15 protein-coding genes are annotated in these 14,657 nt (G+C 69.5%); 10 read left to right on the top strand and 5 right to left on the bottom strand.

Going from position 1 to position 14,657, the window contains the following annotated elements; genetic code table 11:
- Nucleotides 1–10: 10 nt before the first annotated feature.
- Nucleotides 11–3,010, top strand: coding sequence for an AfsR/SARP family transcriptional regulator (locus BLW75_RS29650; protein ID WP_091598555.1), 3,000 nt, complete (start codon nt 11–13; stop codon nt 3,008–3,010).
- Here the strand turns inward: BLW75_RS29650 and BLW75_RS29645 are convergent.
- Complete coding sequence (locus BLW75_RS29645) at nt 3,007–3,429, bottom strand: hypothetical protein (RefSeq protein ID WP_034305815.1); 423 nt, start codon at nt 3,427–3,429, stop codon at nt 3,007–3,009. The genes BLW75_RS29650 and BLW75_RS29645 overlap by 4 nt on opposite strands.
- A gap of 128 nt (nt 3,430–3,557) precedes the next feature.
- On the opposite strand from BLW75_RS29645, the gene BLW75_RS29640 reads away from it, so the two are divergent.
- The 3 genes from BLW75_RS29640 to BLW75_RS29630 all read left to right on the top strand — a co-directional run bounded on the left by BLW75_RS29640 (nt 3,558) and on the right by BLW75_RS29630 (nt 7,306).
- The gene (locus BLW75_RS29640; RefSeq protein ID WP_198935652.1) at nt 3,558–4,412 is read left to right on the top strand and encodes a DUF4394 domain-containing protein; all 855 of its coding nucleotides are present in this window, start codon (nt 3,558–3,560) and stop codon (nt 4,410–4,412) included.
- Between the two features lie 258 nt (nt 4,413–4,670).
- Entirely contained in the window at nt 4,671–5,894 is a 1,224-nt protein-coding gene (locus BLW75_RS29635; RefSeq protein WP_034305821.1) for an HNH endonuclease signature motif containing protein, read from the top strand.
- A gap of 704 nt (nt 5,895–6,598) precedes the next feature.
- Entirely contained in the window at nt 6,599–7,306 is a 708-nt protein-coding gene (locus BLW75_RS29630) for a hypothetical protein (protein ID WP_034305823.1), read from the top strand.
- 2 nt (nt 7,307–7,308) lie between these two features.
- Here the strand turns inward: BLW75_RS29630 and BLW75_RS42965 are convergent, their stop codons facing one another.
- Nucleotides 7,309–7,470, bottom strand: a complete 162-nt coding sequence (locus BLW75_RS42965) for a hypothetical protein (RefSeq protein WP_158005348.1) — start codon at nt 7,468–7,470, stop codon at nt 7,309–7,311.
- Nucleotides 7,471–7,521: 51 nt separating this feature from the next.
- Complete coding sequence (locus BLW75_RS29625; protein WP_034305825.1) at nt 7,522–8,016, bottom strand: DoxX family protein; 495 nt, start codon at nt 8,014–8,016, stop codon at nt 7,522–7,524.
- Nucleotides 8,017–8,096: 80 nt separating this feature from the next.
- Between BLW75_RS29625 and BLW75_RS29620 the strand changes: the two genes are divergently transcribed.
- Nucleotides 8,097–8,633 carry a TetR/AcrR family transcriptional regulator gene (locus tag BLW75_RS29620; protein WP_034305828.1) on the top strand — a complete coding sequence of 179 codons (537 nt, stop codon included), beginning with the start codon at nt 8,097–8,099 and terminating at the stop codon, nt 8,631–8,633.
- On the opposite strand, the gene BLW75_RS29615 is transcribed toward BLW75_RS29620, so the two are convergent.
- Nucleotides 8,634–9,392, bottom strand: coding sequence for an SDR family oxidoreductase (locus BLW75_RS29615; RefSeq protein WP_034305831.1), 759 nt, complete (start codon nt 9,390–9,392; stop codon nt 8,634–8,636).
- Between the two features lie 173 nt (nt 9,393–9,565).
- On the opposite strand from BLW75_RS29615, the gene BLW75_RS29610 reads away from it, so the two are divergent.
- The 3 genes from BLW75_RS29610 (at nt 9,566) to BLW75_RS29600 (ending at nt 12,733) form a co-directional block, all read left to right on the top strand.
- The gene (locus tag BLW75_RS29610) at nt 9,566–11,083 is read left to right on the top strand and encodes a S1 family peptidase (protein ID WP_034305834.1); all 1,518 of its coding nucleotides are present in this window, start codon (nt 9,566–9,568) and stop codon (nt 11,081–11,083) included.
- A 76-nt stretch (nt 11,084–11,159) separates the two neighbouring features.
- Nucleotides 11,160–11,525 (top strand): YciI family protein, encoded by a 366-nt coding sequence (locus BLW75_RS29605; RefSeq protein ID WP_034305837.1) that lies wholly within the window; start codon nt 11,160–11,162, stop codon nt 11,523–11,525.
- Nucleotides 11,516–12,733, top strand: a complete 1,218-nt coding sequence (locus BLW75_RS29600; RefSeq protein ID WP_034305839.1) for an RNA polymerase sigma factor — start codon at nt 11,516–11,518, stop codon at nt 12,731–12,733. Before BLW75_RS29605 ends, BLW75_RS29600 begins: the two co-directional genes overlap by 10 nt.
- Here the strand turns inward: BLW75_RS29600 and soxR are convergent.
- Complete coding sequence (gene soxR / locus BLW75_RS29595) at nt 12,723–13,169, bottom strand: redox-sensitive transcriptional activator SoxR (RefSeq protein ID WP_034306027.1); 447 nt, start codon at nt 13,167–13,169, stop codon at nt 12,723–12,725. The genes BLW75_RS29600 and soxR overlap by 11 nt on opposite strands.
- A gap of 52 nt (nt 13,170–13,221) precedes the next feature.
- On the opposite strand from soxR, the gene BLW75_RS29590 reads away from it, so the two are divergent.
- Together BLW75_RS29590 and BLW75_RS29585 are read left to right on the top strand one after the other, a co-directional pair.
- The gene (locus BLW75_RS29590; protein ID WP_241783266.1) at nt 13,222–13,830 is read left to right on the top strand and encodes an antibiotic biosynthesis monooxygenase; all 609 of its coding nucleotides are present in this window, start codon (nt 13,222–13,224) and stop codon (nt 13,828–13,830) included.
- Complete coding sequence (locus BLW75_RS29585) at nt 13,827–14,651, top strand: NAD(P)H-binding protein (RefSeq protein WP_034305841.1); 825 nt, start codon at nt 13,827–13,829, stop codon at nt 14,649–14,651. Before BLW75_RS29590 ends, BLW75_RS29585 begins: the two co-directional genes overlap by 4 nt.
- The last annotated feature ends 6 nt before the right edge of the window (nt 14,652–14,657 follow it).

Raw genomic sequence — 14,657 nt, 5'->3', positions numbered from 1 at the left:
GTTCCTGCCGGTGGCTGTGCGGATCCAGGTACTGGGCTCGCTGCGCGTCTGGCTGGCCGGGAAGGAAGTCGACCTCGGCCCACCGGGTCGCCGTGCCGTCCTGGGGTTGCTGGTGCTCGCCGGTGGCGAGGCGATGTCCAAGCAGGAACTGCTCGACGCGCTGTGGGGCGAACGACCGCCGCGCAGCGCGGTGAACGTGCTCCAGACGCACGTCAAACACCTGCGGCGGCTGCTGGAACCCGGCCGTCCGTCGCGGTCCGGGAGCGAGATCCTGCCGCATGTCGGCGGTGGCTACGCGGTGCGCTGGGACGCCGTCGAGATCGACCTGCCCCACGTGCGCGGGCTTGTCGCCGAGGCGAACGACGCCCAGCGCGACGGAGAGAGCGGCCGTGCCGCGGCGTTGTTCGGCGAGGCCCTGCGCTGGTGGCGTGGCAGGCCACTGGCCGATATCCCTTCGCTCGCAACGCATCCGAAGGTCATGGCGTTACTCGCGGAACGCCGCGCGCTGCTCGCCCGCTACGGCGACGCCATGCTCGCGATCGGCGCCGCCGACGACGTAGTGACCGAATTGGCCGAAGCCGCGGCGGACCAGCCGCTGGACGAGCCCGCACAGGCCCGGTTGATCCGCGCGTACCACGCCACGGGCCAGCGGGCGACGGCTTTCCGGCTCTTCCAGGAGGTTCGCGAGCGGCTCGTCGAGGAACTGGGCGTCGAACCCGGGCCGGAACTCGCCGCGGCGCATGCCGCGCTGCTCGAAGACGGGGAACCGCTTCCGGATCCGCGCCCGGCCGCCCGCGTTCCCCGGCAGTTGCCCGCCGAACCGTCCGGGTTCACCGGCCGGATACTCGAACTGTCCATTTTGGACCAACTGATGCCACGGGCCGGGAACTCCGGCGGCGCCGTGGCACTGGCGGCCGTCACCGGGCCCGCGGGGGCCGGGAAGACCGCGTTGGCCGTGCACTGGGGTCACCGCGTGAAGGACCGGTTCCCGGACGGGCAGTTCTACGCGAATCTGCGCGGCCATTCCGCCGGAGCGCCCGCGACGGCGCTCGAAGTGCTCACCCGGTTCCTGGCCGCGCTGGACGTCCCCGCCGAACGCCTGCCCGCGGACACGGAGACCGCGTCCGCGCTGTACCGGACGCTGATGACCGACCGGAAGGCGCTGGTGGTACTGGACAACGCCGTGGACGTCGATCAGGTCCGGCCGCTGCTGCCCGCCGGGCCGGGATGCCTCGTGCTGGTCACCGCCAGGGACCGGATGGCCGGGCTGGTCGCCCTCCACGGCGCCCGGCGGCTCACGCTGGGCATGCTCGAACCCGGCGAGGCGCTGGAACTGCTCGCGCGTGTGCTCGGTGCCGACTGGGTCCGAGCCGAATACGCAGCGGCCGCCGAGGTGGCCGGGCTGTGCGCGTATCTGCCGCTGGCGCTGAGGATCGCCGCGGCGAACCTGGCCGAAGATCCCGGTAGCGGCATCGAGGACTACGCCATCGAGCTGCGCAAAGGCAATCTGCTCGCCGCGCTGGCCGTGCCGGGCGACGAGCAGATCGCCGTCCGGACCGCCTTCGATCTGTCGTACGCGGCCTTGCCCACCGCCACGCGCCGGTTGTTCCGGCTGCTGAGCCTGGTGCCGGGCAACGACATCGGCGTCGAAGCGGTCGAGATCCTGACCGGCGAAGAACGGGCGGGCCCGATGCTGGACACCCTCGCGAGCGCGCATCTCGTCGAACAACACGCGCCGGACCGCTACCACTTCCACGACCTGCTCCGCCGTTATGCCGCCGATCGCCTGCGGGAATCCCCGGCCGAGACCGGATCCGCCCGGCGCCGCCTGCACGAGTGGTATCTGCGTGGAGCCGACCAGGCGGCGAAAATCGTTTACCCGCACATGTTCCGTTTCCCGCTGTCCGTGCCGGACGGCCCGGTTCCCGCCGGGGCCAAGGAGAACGCGGCGGAATGGCTGGAAGCCGAACTGGGCAACCTCGTCGCCGTCGTCGAGGACGCGGCGCGGACCGGTCCGCGTCCGGTGGCCTGGCTGCTGGCCGACGCCCTGCGCGGCTATTTCTGGATGTCGTCACGGCAAGTGGAGTGGCGGGCGGCCGCCGCGGCGGCGTTGTCCGCCGCCGAGGAAGACGGCGATCTCCGCGCCCGTGTGTCCGCCCGGTTCAGCTTGGCGGACTTGGGTTTTCGCCAAGGGCGGTACCGGGAGGCCGTCCGGGAGCACACCGGCGCGCTCGTGCTCGCCCGGCGGGCCGGATGGGTAGAGGCGCAGGCCGCGGTGCTGGGCAACCTCGGCTGCGTGTACTGGCAGTCGGGGCGGCTCCCGGCCGCGGCGGTGCGGTTCTCCCGGGGTCTGGAGCTGAGCAGACGCGCCGGAAGCCCGGCCGGGGAAGCCGTCGCGCTGGGCAATCTGGGGCTCGTCCACTGGGAGATGGGCGATCTGCCCGGTGCGGCGAGGCAGTACGGCCAGGCGCTGCGCCGGTATCGCGAAATCGGCTCCCGCTACGGGGAGGCGATCAACCTGTCCAACCTCGGGCAGGCGCACCAGGCCCGCGGCCGGGCCGGCGAGGCGGCCAGCCTGCTCGCCAAGGCCCTCGCGCTGCATCGAGAGGCGGGGAACCGGGCCGGGGAAGCGGAAACGCTCGGCAGGCTCGCCTCGGTGTACTGCGATCTCGGCCGTCTCACCGACGCGCTCGACCACGCGCGCGAAGGGCTGCGGCTCGCGCGGGAGACCGGTGAGCCGCGGGGTGAGGGCGAGGCGCTCGTCGCGCTCGCGGGCGTGCATCAGCGCGTGGGGCACCGGCAGGACGCCGTCCGCCGGTACCGGCAGGCGGTGACCCTGCTGCGGGAGACCGGCGACCGGTACCCCGAGGTCGACGCGATCATCGGGCTCGCCACCGCGACCGGCGACCTCGGGCAGGCCCGCCGGGCGCTCGCCCTGGCCGAGCGGGCGGGGTATGGCGCGTTGCGGAAACGGGCGGCGGCCACGATCGAAGCAATTCGCCGGACTTAAGCCGCGATGTCGCTGCTGGTGTCGTACGCGCCCGCCGGATGGAACGTGACGACGACCCACGGGTTGACGCCGTGCTCCTTGCCCGCGCCGTCCCGGCAGGAGAACTCGCTCATGTCGAACGCGCTCCACGCCTTGTCCGGTGTTTTCGTCAGCGACTCCTCGATCCGGCCGACCCAGCGACAGGCCGGACTGTGCACCCGCGCCGTCACCGACGGCTCGGCCCAGCTGATCGTCCCGCCGTCCGCGCACCACGAAAGGTCGAACGTGTAGGTCCACCTCCCCGGGTCTTCGAGCACCACCGGCTTGATGACCTTGACGCCGGAAGCGCAGTCCGGGGCCGCGTGCGCCTCGGCCGGTGTGGTGATCGCGAAACCGGCGCAGAGGACCGCCGAGCAGGCAAGGATTTTCTTGGCCGTCATCACTCACACTGTTCCGTCGGTACCCACTGCCCGCAAGCCGCCGGACGCCGGATCCAACCGACGTCCAATGCCCGTCCAGTGCCGCCGAATAGCTTGTGCTCGCACAGTTTCCGCTGAGGGGAGTACGGATGAGGGCACGACTCATGAAGGCCATGATCGCGGCGGCCACCACGGCGGCGCTCGTCGTCGGGACCGCGAGCGCCGGCTCGGCACAGGCGGCCACGCCGCGGGCGTTCGCGATCTCGTCGGACGGCAAGCTGATGGCCACCTTCACCACCGCCCAGCCCCATGTCCTCGACTGGGTCCGGGTCGTACAGGGCCTCACCTGCGGGGAGCCCCGTCTGATCGGGATCGATTTCCGGGTACAGAACGGTTTGTTGTACGGCGTGGGCGAGAAAGGCTGTATCTACACGATCAAATTCCCGCCCGCGGCAGCGGACGTCATCGTCACGAAAGTCTCGCAACTGAGTGTTCCTTTGTACGGCACGAACTTCGGCGTCGACTTCAACCCGGCCGCCGATCGGCTGCGGGTGATCAGCGACTACGGCCAGAACCTGCGGCACAACCTCGCCGACCACGTCACGGTCGAAGACACCATCCTGACCACGCCACCCGCCGGCGGGCCGACCAGGGGCGTCACGGCCGCCGCCTACACGAACAACGACCTCAACCCCGACACCGCGACCACGCTCTTCGACATCGGCACGGCCACCGACCAGGTGCTCATCCAGTCACCCGCCAACGCCGGACTCCTCAGCCCGACCGGCGCGCTCGGCGTCGACACCGGCCCGATCGCGGGCTTCGACATCTACAGCGACCTGACCAACGGCAAGACGAGTTCAGTGAGCGCGTTCGCCGTGCTCAACCCGGCCTCCGGCCCGTCGACCTTCCACACGGTCAATCTGCTGACCGGCGCGGCGACCAAGGTCGGCGAATTCCCCTTGCCGATCGGGGATATCGCCGTCGCACTCGATACCAACTGAGGCGGGGAACGCCACTGTTCGGTGCCCGGTCTTGGCCGGGCACCGAACAGCGGTGTTCGGGTTTCGCCGGGAAACGGCAATGCCATAGAACCTTCGGAGGTCGAGATGCCTTGTCGGCCGGCGTAGCTCTTCTACCGAGCCTCGCTTGCCCGACCGAGGCTTGGTCGCCGAAAATCGGCGATGCCCTCCGTGTCCGCGGGGCCGGGATTTGTCGGTGGCGAGTCGTATGTTCGTGAGGTGGACACTCATTCCGCGCCTGTGGCGCTTCTGGAAAATCTCACCGACCCGGCCGTGCTGGCCCCGGTGAACGATGTGGTGGATTCCTTGGACGACAAGGATTCCGTCGCTGTCGCGCAGGCGGCGTCGGCGGGGATCGCACGGCTGGAAGCGATCCGGTTCCGGGCTGTGGCGCAGCTGAACCGGCACCGTTCCGGCGCCCGCAGCGTTGTTCAGGAGGTGGCGTTCGCATTGTCCTTTGTGGACAATCACGCGGGTGCGGTGGTCGCCGCAGCCGACGCGTTGACCACCCGCCTGCCCCGCACCCTCGGGTTGATGGACCAAGGGAAACTCGGCGGCTTCGGTGCGATGAAGGTCGCCGCGGCCACCGCGTGGCTGTCGGATACCGACGCGCGCGCTGTTGACGCGGTCCTGGAGGACCGGATCGCGGACAAGAACCCCGGCCAGATCCGCAAAGCCGCCAATCACGCGGCGAACACCATCGATCCGGACGGTGCGGGCAGGCGGGCCGAGGGGCATCGGGACGGCCGTCGTCTCACGTTGCGCCACGGCGAAACCGGGGTCGCCTCGATCGAGGTCGAAGACGCTCCTGCCGAGAAGGCGGCCGCCGCCTACCAGCGCATCGACCGTGAAGCGCGAGCCCTGAAAACCGGTGGCGAGAGCCGTACTTTGGACCAGTTGCGTGCCGATGTCGCTCTCGTTCTCCTCCTTGGTGGCCAGGGTGGTGCGAGTGAACGCAGCGAGGTGTTTCTGTACATGGATCTGTTCACCTATCTCGGCCTGAACGACGAGCCGGCAGAGCTGGCCGGGCACGGTGCTGTTCCCGCGGGCTTGGCCCGCCACATCGCCCGCGGTGAGAACACGGTGCTGCGGCGGATCATCACCGACCCGCTCTCCGGGCAAGTACTCGATCTCGGCCGGGACCGCTATCGGCCGACAGCGGGGCTGGACGAGTTCGTGCGGGTGCGAGACCGGGAATGCCGAAGACCCGGCTGCCACCGCCCCGCCCAAGCCTGCGACCTCGACCACTCGCTGCCGTGGCAGCACGGCGGTCACACCGCCGACACCGAACTGATCGATCTCTGCCGCCGCGACCACCGCTTGAAAGACGAACCTGGCTGGACCTACCAGTTCGCATCGGACGGCACCCTCACCATCATCACCCCCACCGGCCAGGCCTACGACAGCACGCCTCCGCCGCTCCACCAACCCCGGCCACCAGCCGACCAACCGCCACCGTTCTGAGCACTGTCGCCAGAAAACGGCAACAATCCCCACCGGGCGGTGAGTTCCCCGAGCGCCTGGGGCTGCCGCCACACACCATCACCTGCCGGAAACCGGCGATGCCGCATTCGGGCGGTGGCCGGCAACCGCGTTGCCGGAAAACGACAACAACTCAGCCATGCGGCAACAAGACACCTCGCCCTGACCAAAACCGGCAACGGCCCCCGTCCAGGGGGCGATCGCAGTCCGGGCGCCAACAGCGTTGCCGGAAACCGGCGACAGCCCTGCCAGCACGGTGACGCGCTCGCCAGTGCCGGGATTGTCACCACCCGCCCCACCCCTCGCCAGGAAACGGCGACGGCCCAGTCACGCCCCAGAGGTCTCCCAGGTGCCGAACTACACGGGCGCCCACCAGCAGCAACAGCACCGTATGCGGCGGGAGCGCTCGTCAGTTGCCGAATTGTCGACACACACCCCCGCACCCAGCCAAAAGACGGAGACAGCCCGTCCACGCCCTCTGATGCGAGTACAGCCCGAGTCCCAGCAACCTCGCCGAAAAGCGGCAACCACCCGCCCATGCCACGGCGAGATTGCCACCCGCCCCGCTTCCAGCCGAAACCCGACCAGTCCCCTCCAGAACCCCAAGACTCCACCCACGGGCTGAGCCCGAAGACCGGACCGTGATCCGATCCGCACCATCACCGCGATCGGCAGGCTCACCGGGTATGGAAACCGACTACGTCTTCCCCGGCCGCCGCGTCGCCGCGGTCTCGATGGTCCTCGGCCCGGTCTTGTTGCTCATCGGGACGCTGCTGCGGGCGCGCTTCGACTTCTTCTTCCCGAGCCAGCTCAGGGCGATGAGCGAGCATCCCGCGCTGATGACCGCCGCGTACACGTGTTTCCTGGCCGGCAATGTCGTGCTGTGGCCCGCGATCGTCGCGCTCGCCACGAGAATCGGCCGTACCAGGCCGGCGTTGGCCGCCTGGGGTGGGCTGTTCGTCCTCTTCGGACTCTTCGGGCGGACCTTCCATGCCGGGATCGATCAGGCGGCGCTGGGACTCGCCGAACGCCGCGGCGCCGGATTCGCCGAGGGCGTGGTCAGCGAGTCGTATCAGGACCTGCATCTGTTCAGTTTTCTGTCGTTCACGATCATGTTCGGCTGGTACGTCCTCGCCTTCGCCGCTTATCGGGCGAAAGTGCTCGGCGTCGTCGGGTCGATCGGGCTGGCGACGATGGGACTTCTGCCACTCGGCGTTCTGAAAGGTACCGAATTCGTGTCGATCATCGGCACCGCCGGGCTTTGTGTCGCGTTGATTCCGGCCGGTATCCGGGCATTACTGGAAAGTCCCAAACCGAGCCGCCGGACGATGATGCTCACCGCGATCACCGTTCCGGTTCTGGGCGCGCTCGCCTTCGCGAGCACACTGGGCTGACGTCAGGCCAGCCGCGCGGACGTTTTCCCTTTTCTGTCACCGGATTCGTGTTCGCGCCCCGCCGGGAGACAGCTCATCAGCAGTACGAGACCGACCGCACCGAGAAGCATGTGCCCGGCGAGGATGCACAGCCCACAGAATCCGATCCACAATGAGATCTTCATTCTCAGAGAGTAGTGCCGTTCCCGAGAGCGGGGCCCGAACTTGGGAAAGACTTAAGGTCTCCTTTGGGCAAAGGGTCTGTCCGGAGTACGCGCGTAATACACCACCAGCGACACCGTCGCGGCGAGGAACACCACCTGCATCAGGCTCCGCGGCACGAGTTCGTCCATCGTCGAAGTCACCGGCCCGTGCAGTGCCTTGTACACGTTCGCCGGGAACATCCCCAGCAACAACAGCGTCAGCCCGGCGGACGCCCACGGCGCCGTGCGCGACCACAACACGCCCGCCGCACCCACGAGTTCCAGGACGCCGGTGACGGTGACCAGCAGTCCCGGGGCGGGCAGCGCGGGCGGCACCATCGCGATGAGTTCCTCGCGCATGCCGATGAAATGCGCGAGACCGGTGGTGACGAACAGTGCCGCGACACCACCACGCACCGCGACGGGCCAGGGCTTGAACCGCTGGACGCCGAAGACGCCCAGCAGGAACAACGTCGCCGTGACGGCGATCAGCATCAGAACGGGCGCGAGACCGGGATCCATGACCATGCCTTCCGAGCAGCAGCGAATCTTTCCACTGACAAGATGCGCCGTTGCGGGCCATCTTGTCAATGACTAGATTCATCGGCATGAGTCCGTACCACCACGGCGACCTCCGCCGGGCCGTGCTCGACGCCGCCGTCGCGGCCATCACCGAACACGGCCCGGCCGGGGTCAGCCTCCGCGACCTCGCCCGGCGCGCGGGGGTCTCGCACGCCGGGCCGATGCACCACTTCGGCGACAAGGCCGGGGTGCTGACCGCGCTGGCGGCCGAGGGCTTCGACCTGCTCGCGGACGCGCTCGCGGCCGAGGGCGATCGCGGTTTCGTCGAGGTCGGGGTGGCTTACGTGCGCTTCGCGATCGAGCATCGCGCGCATTTCGAGGTGATGTTCCGCCCCGAACTCCACCGCGCGGACGACGCCGCGCTGGCCGCCGCTCGTGACCGCGCGGGAGCCTTGCTGACCAGCGGCGCGTCGTCGGTGAGCGACGACGCGATGGCGGGCGTCGCCGCGTGGTCGTTGATGCACGGCTTCGCGAACCTGTGGCTCACCGGCGCACTTCGTGCCGAGCTCCTCGAGGATCCGGACACCGCCGCCCGCGCGATCGCCCGGATCCTGTTCCCGTGATCAGACCTGCGCCGTGGGCATGACGGTGACCTGCTGAAGGTTCACCCGAGCCGGTAGCGAGGTCAGGAACGCCACGGTCTCGGCGATGTCCTCGGGCTTCAGCCAGGTCAGCGACTCCCGCACGCCGTCCAGCCACTGCAGAGCGCCGGCGTCGGTGACATGACCCTGCAGTTCGGTCTCGACCAGGCCCGGCTCGATCGCCGCGACCCGCACGCCCTTCGGCCCGAGGTCGGCGCGAAGGTTCTTCGACAGGTGCGTCACGTAAGCCTTCGAGGCGACGTACACGGCGAAGGACGGGAAGATGGCCTGCGCGCCGATGGACGAGGTGTTCACCAGGTCCGCGACGCCCTTCTCGTCCGCCGAAGCGACGAGATGCGGGACGAACGCCCCGATCGCGTTCATCAGGCCCGTCATGTTGACGTCGATCATGCGCTGCCAGTCGTCGGTGGCGAGTTCGTCGATCGGCGCGGCCAGCATCACGCCGGCGTTGTTGAACAAGAGGTCCGCGCGGCCCAGTTTCGCTTCGACCTCGGCCGCCGCGGCCCGCATCGCCGCGGCGTCGGCGACGTCGGCGGCGAGCACGAGCGCGGTACCGCCGTCGCGCTCGATCTCCTTGGCCAGCGTTTCCAACCGGTCCGCCCGGCGGGCGATCAGCGCGACCGAAGCACCGGAGGCGGCGAGCCGCCGAGCGGCCGCCTCGCCGATGCCGCTGGACGCTCCGGTGACGACGGCGACCCTGTTCGCGTGCGAGTTCGACATTTCTTTTTCTCCTAAGTGGACTCATTCACGAGGTGACGAGTCCAGAAAACCGGGCCCCGCCCGGAGATGGCACGGTCTGTTCAGCCTGGGTCCGGCAGTACCAGCCAGGGCGGGCACGGAACTGTTACGCGCTCATCGAGTTCCGCGGACACGGACCGGCCAGCGTGATCGGTATGCGAATCCGATCCCTCGCGCTCGCGCTGGCCATGATGACGGCCACGGCGGCCCCCGCGTCGGCCGTCATCGGCGGCACCGAGTCCACCCGGCCCTACGACTTCATGGTCTCGCTCCAGTACGACTCGCCCCGCCCGGACGGACACCGGTGCGGGGCGGTGCTCATCGCGCCCCAATGGGCGGTCACGGCCGGGCATTGCGCCAACACTCCGACGGGTTCGACGGCCGGGGTCCCGCGCGGCTGGAAGGTCCGCGTCGGTTCGCTGGACACCACCACCGGCGGCGAAGTCACCGTGGTCGACAAGTTCTACCGGCGCCACAACTCGTACAACCCGGCCGGCGAGGACATCGCGGTCCTGCATCTGCGAAACCCGGTGCGCGCCAAGCCCATTCGCCTCGCCGGGGCCACTCCCGGCGTCGGCACCCCGGTCCGCATCCTCGGCTGGGGCGCGGCCGCGACCGGTTGCGACGACTTCAAGGACCCGAAGTGTTTTCCGAGCAAGCTGCGTGAAGCGGACACCGAGGTCGTGCCGCTCGACCGGTGCTGGGACGACGACGGGCACACCCTGCCGTTGTGCGTCGGCCGCGCCGAGCCGCCCGTCGGCCCGGGCACGACGGACTCCGGCGGACCCGCCTTGATCCGTTCGGGCGACGGCTGGGCGCTGGCCGGAACGGTCATCGGCCCCGGCATCAGGGGCGCCGACTTCCCCGACATGTACACCGACGTCTCGAAGAACGCCGCGTGGATCAACGGCATCGTGACCGGGACCGACGTTCCCCCGGACACCCCGGTCCCGAACGTGGAGGGCACGGCCGCGGTGGGCGACTGCAAGGGCGCGGTGGTACGGGCCGCCACCGCGCGTCCCGAAGACCCGGCGCTGGCGCTGACCAACGGCCACTGCGTGCCGAGCGGGCGGCCCGCACCGGGGAAGGCCTTGGTCGACCGGCCCGCCGACCTGCCGCGTCCGGTCACCATCGCCGACCGGGAGGGCTATCCGAAAACCAGCGCCCGCGCCACCCGGCTGGTCTACGCGACGATGACCGGCACCGACATCGCGCTCTACCGGCTGGACAAGACCTACGCGCAGCTGGCCAGGGAGGGCGCGAAGGTCTTCCGGCTGACCACCACCCCGATGCGCGCCGGAGACCGGCTCCTCATGGCCTACTCCAGCAGCAGGCCGAGTTGCACCGTGGAGGCCGTGGTGCCGCACCTGCGAGAGGCCGGATACCAGCAGGACGACGCGGTTCGCTACGCCCCGGGCGACACCTGCGTGAGCGGCCCCGGCTACTCCGGTTCCGTGCTGCTGTCCCGCGACGGGAACACGGTCATGGGCATCAACAACACCCACAACCGTGACGGTGAGCGCTGCACCGAAGGCAACCCGTGCGAGGTCGGCCGGAACGGGACCGTGAAGGTGCTGAAGGGCCGCAGCTACGGCCAGCAGGTCCACCGGATCGCGGCCTGTCTCATCCAGGGATCCCGGCTCGACCTGCGACGATGTGGCCACGAAAAATAATTCCCACCGGCTGTCGAATCGGCGGGACGCTCTTCGTGTAGGTGATGACAAGCCGCTCCGACTTCAGGAGGACGCCATGACCCAGTACCTGATCAGCCTGTACCAGCCCGACGGTCCCGTTCCGCCGCCGGAGTTCCTGGAGCCGATCGCGCGCAAGATCCAGGCGCTCGACGACGAGATGAAGGCCGCGGGTGTCTGGGTCTTCGCCGGCGGTCTCCACCCGCCGACCACGGCGACCGTGCTGCGGGCCAAGGAGAACGGCGAGATCGCGATGACCGACGGGCCGTACGTCGAGGGCAAGGAACATCTCGGCGGTTTCACCATCATCGAGGCGCCGGACCTGGACGCCGCGCTCGAATGGGGCCGCCGCGTCACCGAGATCACCTACCTTCCGGTCGAGGTCCGGCCGTTCCAGGGCGACGAAGGCCCTTCGTGCGTGTGACCACCGAGGAAATCGGACGCGTCTTCACCGAGGAGTACGGCCGTGCGGTGGCCGTACTGGTCCGGGTCTTCGGCAGCATCGACATCGCCGAGGAAGCGGTGCAGGACGCCTTCGCCGAGGCGGTGGACCGCTGGCCGTCCAGCGGTCCACCGCCCAGCCCCGCGGGCTGGATCATCACGACCGCGCGCAACAAGGCCATCGACCGGTTGCGCCGGGAAGCCGCGCGCGACGACAAACACGCCCAGGCCGCGCTGATCAGCGCGAGTGAGGAACCGGTGGAGGAGGGTCCCGTGCGTGACGACCGGTTACGGCTGATCTTCACCTGCTGCCACCCCGCGCTGGCCGTCACCGCGCAGGTCGCGCTGACGCTGAAACTGCTGGGCGGGCTGACCACCGGCGAGATCGCGCACGCGTTCTTCGTCCCCGAAACGACGATGGCGCAACGGCTGGTCCGGGCGAAGGGCAAGATCCGCGCCGCGAAGATCCCGTACCGCGTCCCGGACGACGCCGACCTGCCGGACCGGTTGCGTTCGGTGCTCGCCGTGATCTACCTCGTGTTCAACGAGGGGTACACGGCCACGTCGGGCGATCGGCTGGTGCGGGAAGACCTGTGCGCCGAAGCGATCCGGCTCGGCAGGTTGCTGACCGGCCTCATGCCCGACGAACCGGAGGCCACCGGGCTGCTGGCGCTGATGCTGCTCACCGAGTCCCGCCGTGCCGCCCGCACCGGCACGGACGGCGAGGTCGTGCTGCTGGCGGAGCAGGACCGGTCGCGGTGGGACCGCGAGCTGATCGCCGAAGGGCAGGCGCTGGTCCGTGCCTGCCTGCGGCGGAACCAGCCGGGTCCGTACCAGATCCAGGCGGCGATCAACGCCGTCCACAGCGACGCCGCCGACGCGGCGAGCACGGACTGGTCGCAGATCGTCCAGCTGTACGACCTGTTGCTGGCGGCGAATCCGACGCCGATCGTCGCGCTCAACCGGGCCGTCGCGGTCGCCGAGGTGGACGGCCCCGACGCGGCGCTCACCGTGATCGACGGCCTCGAGCTGGAGGAATACCACCTGTACCACGCCATCCGCGCGGATCTGCTGCATCGTCTCGGCCGCCGGGAGGAGTCGGCGCGGTCCTACGAAGCGGCGATCCGACGGGCGGAAAACAGCACCGAACGGCGGCTGCTGGAACGGAAGCTGGCCGCGGTCAGTCCGTGATCAGCCGGGCCGCGCCGGGCCCCTTGGCGGCGAGGACGTCACCGGGATTCACCAGCACGCACTGTTCGAAGGACAGGCAGCCGCAGCCGATGCATTCGGTGAACCGGTCCCGCATGCACTCCAGCTGCTCGATGCGCTTGTTCAGTTCGGCGCTCCAGCACTGGGAGGCCCGCTGCCAGAACGCCTGGTCCGGGGCGGCGCCCTCCGGCAGGAAGTCGAGCACGCCGCCGATCACCTCCAGCGGGATGCCGAGGTGGTGCGACGCGCGGATGAACGCGACGAGACGAAGCGCGCTGCGGGGGTAGCGGCGCTGGTTCCCGCTGGTCCGCCTGCTGCTGATGAGGCCCTGGCGTTCGTAGAACCGCAGGGCGGAGGTGGCGACGCCGCTGCGCCGGGACAGCTCGCCGATGGTGAGTTCGGCCGGCAGTTCGGACATGGTCACGATCCTAGCTTGACTTGAACCCTTGTTTAAGTTTCATGCTGGAGCCATGACCGCACAGGGGACCTCCGAAATGACCATCCACAACGGACATTGGCCGACACCGGACGAGTCGACGGTGGTGGTGGCGCGGGAATGGCCGGACGCCGACGCGGCACGGGCGGCGTTCAAGAGCCACGACGGACTCGTTTCCTTCACCGCGTACGAAGGCATCGACCACGACGGCGCCTTCACTTACGAGCAGTGGACCAGCGAAGACGCCATCCAGGGCCTGGATGGCGCGCCAGTGTTCCGCCTCTACCGCGGACAGCGCGGCGAGGGCGCGCCCGGCTGCCTCGTGATCGTCTCGGTCGAGTTCGAAGGACCCGACGAGCAGCGGCAACGCGACTGGATCGACCTCGTCTTCGAAGCGCTGGCGTCCGAACCCGCGCGTCCCGAAGGCGGGATCTCGGGGTTCTTCCACGTGAGCACCGACGGGACCAGGGTGCTGAACTACGCCGAATGGGCCAGCGCCGAAGCCCACCTCGCCGCGCTCGCGGCACCCGGCGCCGACGGCATCGGGACGACGGACCTGTGGAAGAAGGTGCAGACCTACCCGGGGATGTCGGGCGGGTCGGTCAAGCGGTACCGCCCGGTCTTCTCGGCGGTGGCGGCATGAAGCCGATCCTGGTCGCGGGCGCCACGGGCAACGTCGGCTCGCAGGTGGTAACCCAGTTGCGGGCGCGAGACGTCCCGGTCCGGCCGCTGAGCCGGAATCCGCCTGCCGACGGCGTCCGCGGTGACCTGGCGAAACCGGAAACGATCGCACCGGCACTCGACGGCGTCGACACCGTGTTCCTGATGCTCTCCGGCTCCGCCGAGGCCCTGGTCCCCACGGTGTCGTTGCTCGGGGAGCGCGTGAAGCGCGTGGTGTTCCTTTCCTCGGGCGCAGTCGACGATTCGCCGGCGGAGCAGGACAACGCCATCGGCGCCTGGCATCGCACCGTCGAGGAGTCGATCGAAGCCGCGGGGCTGGAATGGACTTTCCTGCGGCCGCACGGATTCGCGGCCAACACCCTCGGCTGGGCGTCGTCGATCCGCGCGGACGGCGTGGTCCGCGGCGCGTACGGCGAGGCGTCGATGCCGCTGATCCACGAGAAGGACATCGCCGCGGTGGCCGTCGAAGCGCTGACCGGCGACGGGCACGCGGGGGCGAAGTACACGCTCACCGGCACCCGCCCGATGACGCAGGCCGAGCAGGTCCGGATCATCGGCGAGGCCGCGGGACGCCCGGCGCGCTGGGAAGAGATCCCGCTCGAAGAAGCACGTGCGGCCATGCTCGCCAAGATGCCGGAGTTCATCGTCGAAACGATGCTGGCCGGATTGCGGGAGCTGGTGACGAAACCGGGCGAGGTCACCTCCACCGTCCAGGACGTCACCGGCAGGCCGGGGCTGGACTTCGAGGTCTGGGTGGCCGAGCACGCCGCGGCGTTCCGGTAAACTCGG

Origin of the sequence: Amycolatopsis lurida, assembly GCF_900105055.1 — a bacterium.
GTDB classification, from domain to species: domain Bacteria; phylum Actinomycetota; class Actinomycetes; order Mycobacteriales; family Pseudonocardiaceae; genus Amycolatopsis; species Amycolatopsis lurida.
Note: the sequence above shows the minus strand (reverse complement) of the source record. Positions and strands in the feature narration are given on the sequence as shown.

What these genes read in the sequence shown, in the direction of transcription:
- BLW75_RS29630 (WP_034305823.1), top strand. Translation starts at nt 6,599, where the DNA reads ATGGAAACCGACTACGTCTTCCCCGGCCGCCGCGTCGCCGCGGTCTCG.
- BLW75_RS29585 (WP_034305841.1), top strand. Translation starts at nt 13,827, where the DNA reads ATGAAGCCGATCCTGGTCGCGGGCGCCACGGGCAACGTCGGCTCGCAG.
- BLW75_RS29590 (WP_241783266.1), top strand. Translation starts at nt 13,222, where the DNA reads ATGACCGCACAGGGGACCTCCGAAATGACCATCCACAACGGACATTGG.
- BLW75_RS29640 (WP_198935652.1), top strand. Translation starts at nt 3,558, where the DNA reads ATGAGGGCACGACTCATGAAGGCCATGATCGCGGCGGCCACCACGGCG.
- BLW75_RS29645 (WP_034305815.1), bottom strand. Translation starts at nt 3,429, where the DNA reads ATGACGGCCAAGAAAATCCTTGCCTGCTCGGCGGTCCTCTGCGCCGGT.
- BLW75_RS42965 (WP_158005348.1), bottom strand. Translation starts at nt 7,470, where the DNA reads ATGAAGATCTCATTGTGGATCGGATTCTGTGGGCTGTGCATCCTCGCC.
- BLW75_RS29625 (WP_034305825.1), bottom strand. Translation starts at nt 8,016, where the DNA reads ATGGTCATGGATCCCGGTCTCGCGCCCGTTCTGATGCTGATCGCCGTC.
- BLW75_RS29605 (WP_034305837.1), top strand. Translation starts at nt 11,160, where the DNA reads ATGACCCAGTACCTGATCAGCCTGTACCAGCCCGACGGTCCCGTTCCG.
- BLW75_RS29610 (WP_034305834.1), top strand. Translation starts at nt 9,566, where the DNA reads ATGCGAATCCGATCCCTCGCGCTCGCGCTGGCCATGATGACGGCCACG.
- BLW75_RS29620 (WP_034305828.1), top strand. Translation starts at nt 8,097, where the DNA reads ATGAGTCCGTACCACCACGGCGACCTCCGCCGGGCCGTGCTCGACGCC.
- BLW75_RS29615 (WP_034305831.1), bottom strand. Translation starts at nt 9,392, where the DNA reads ATGTCGAACTCGCACGCGAACAGGGTCGCCGTCGTCACCGGAGCGTCC.
- soxR (WP_034306027.1), bottom strand. Translation starts at nt 13,169, where the DNA reads ATGTCCGAACTGCCGGCCGAACTCACCATCGGCGAGCTGTCCCGGCGC.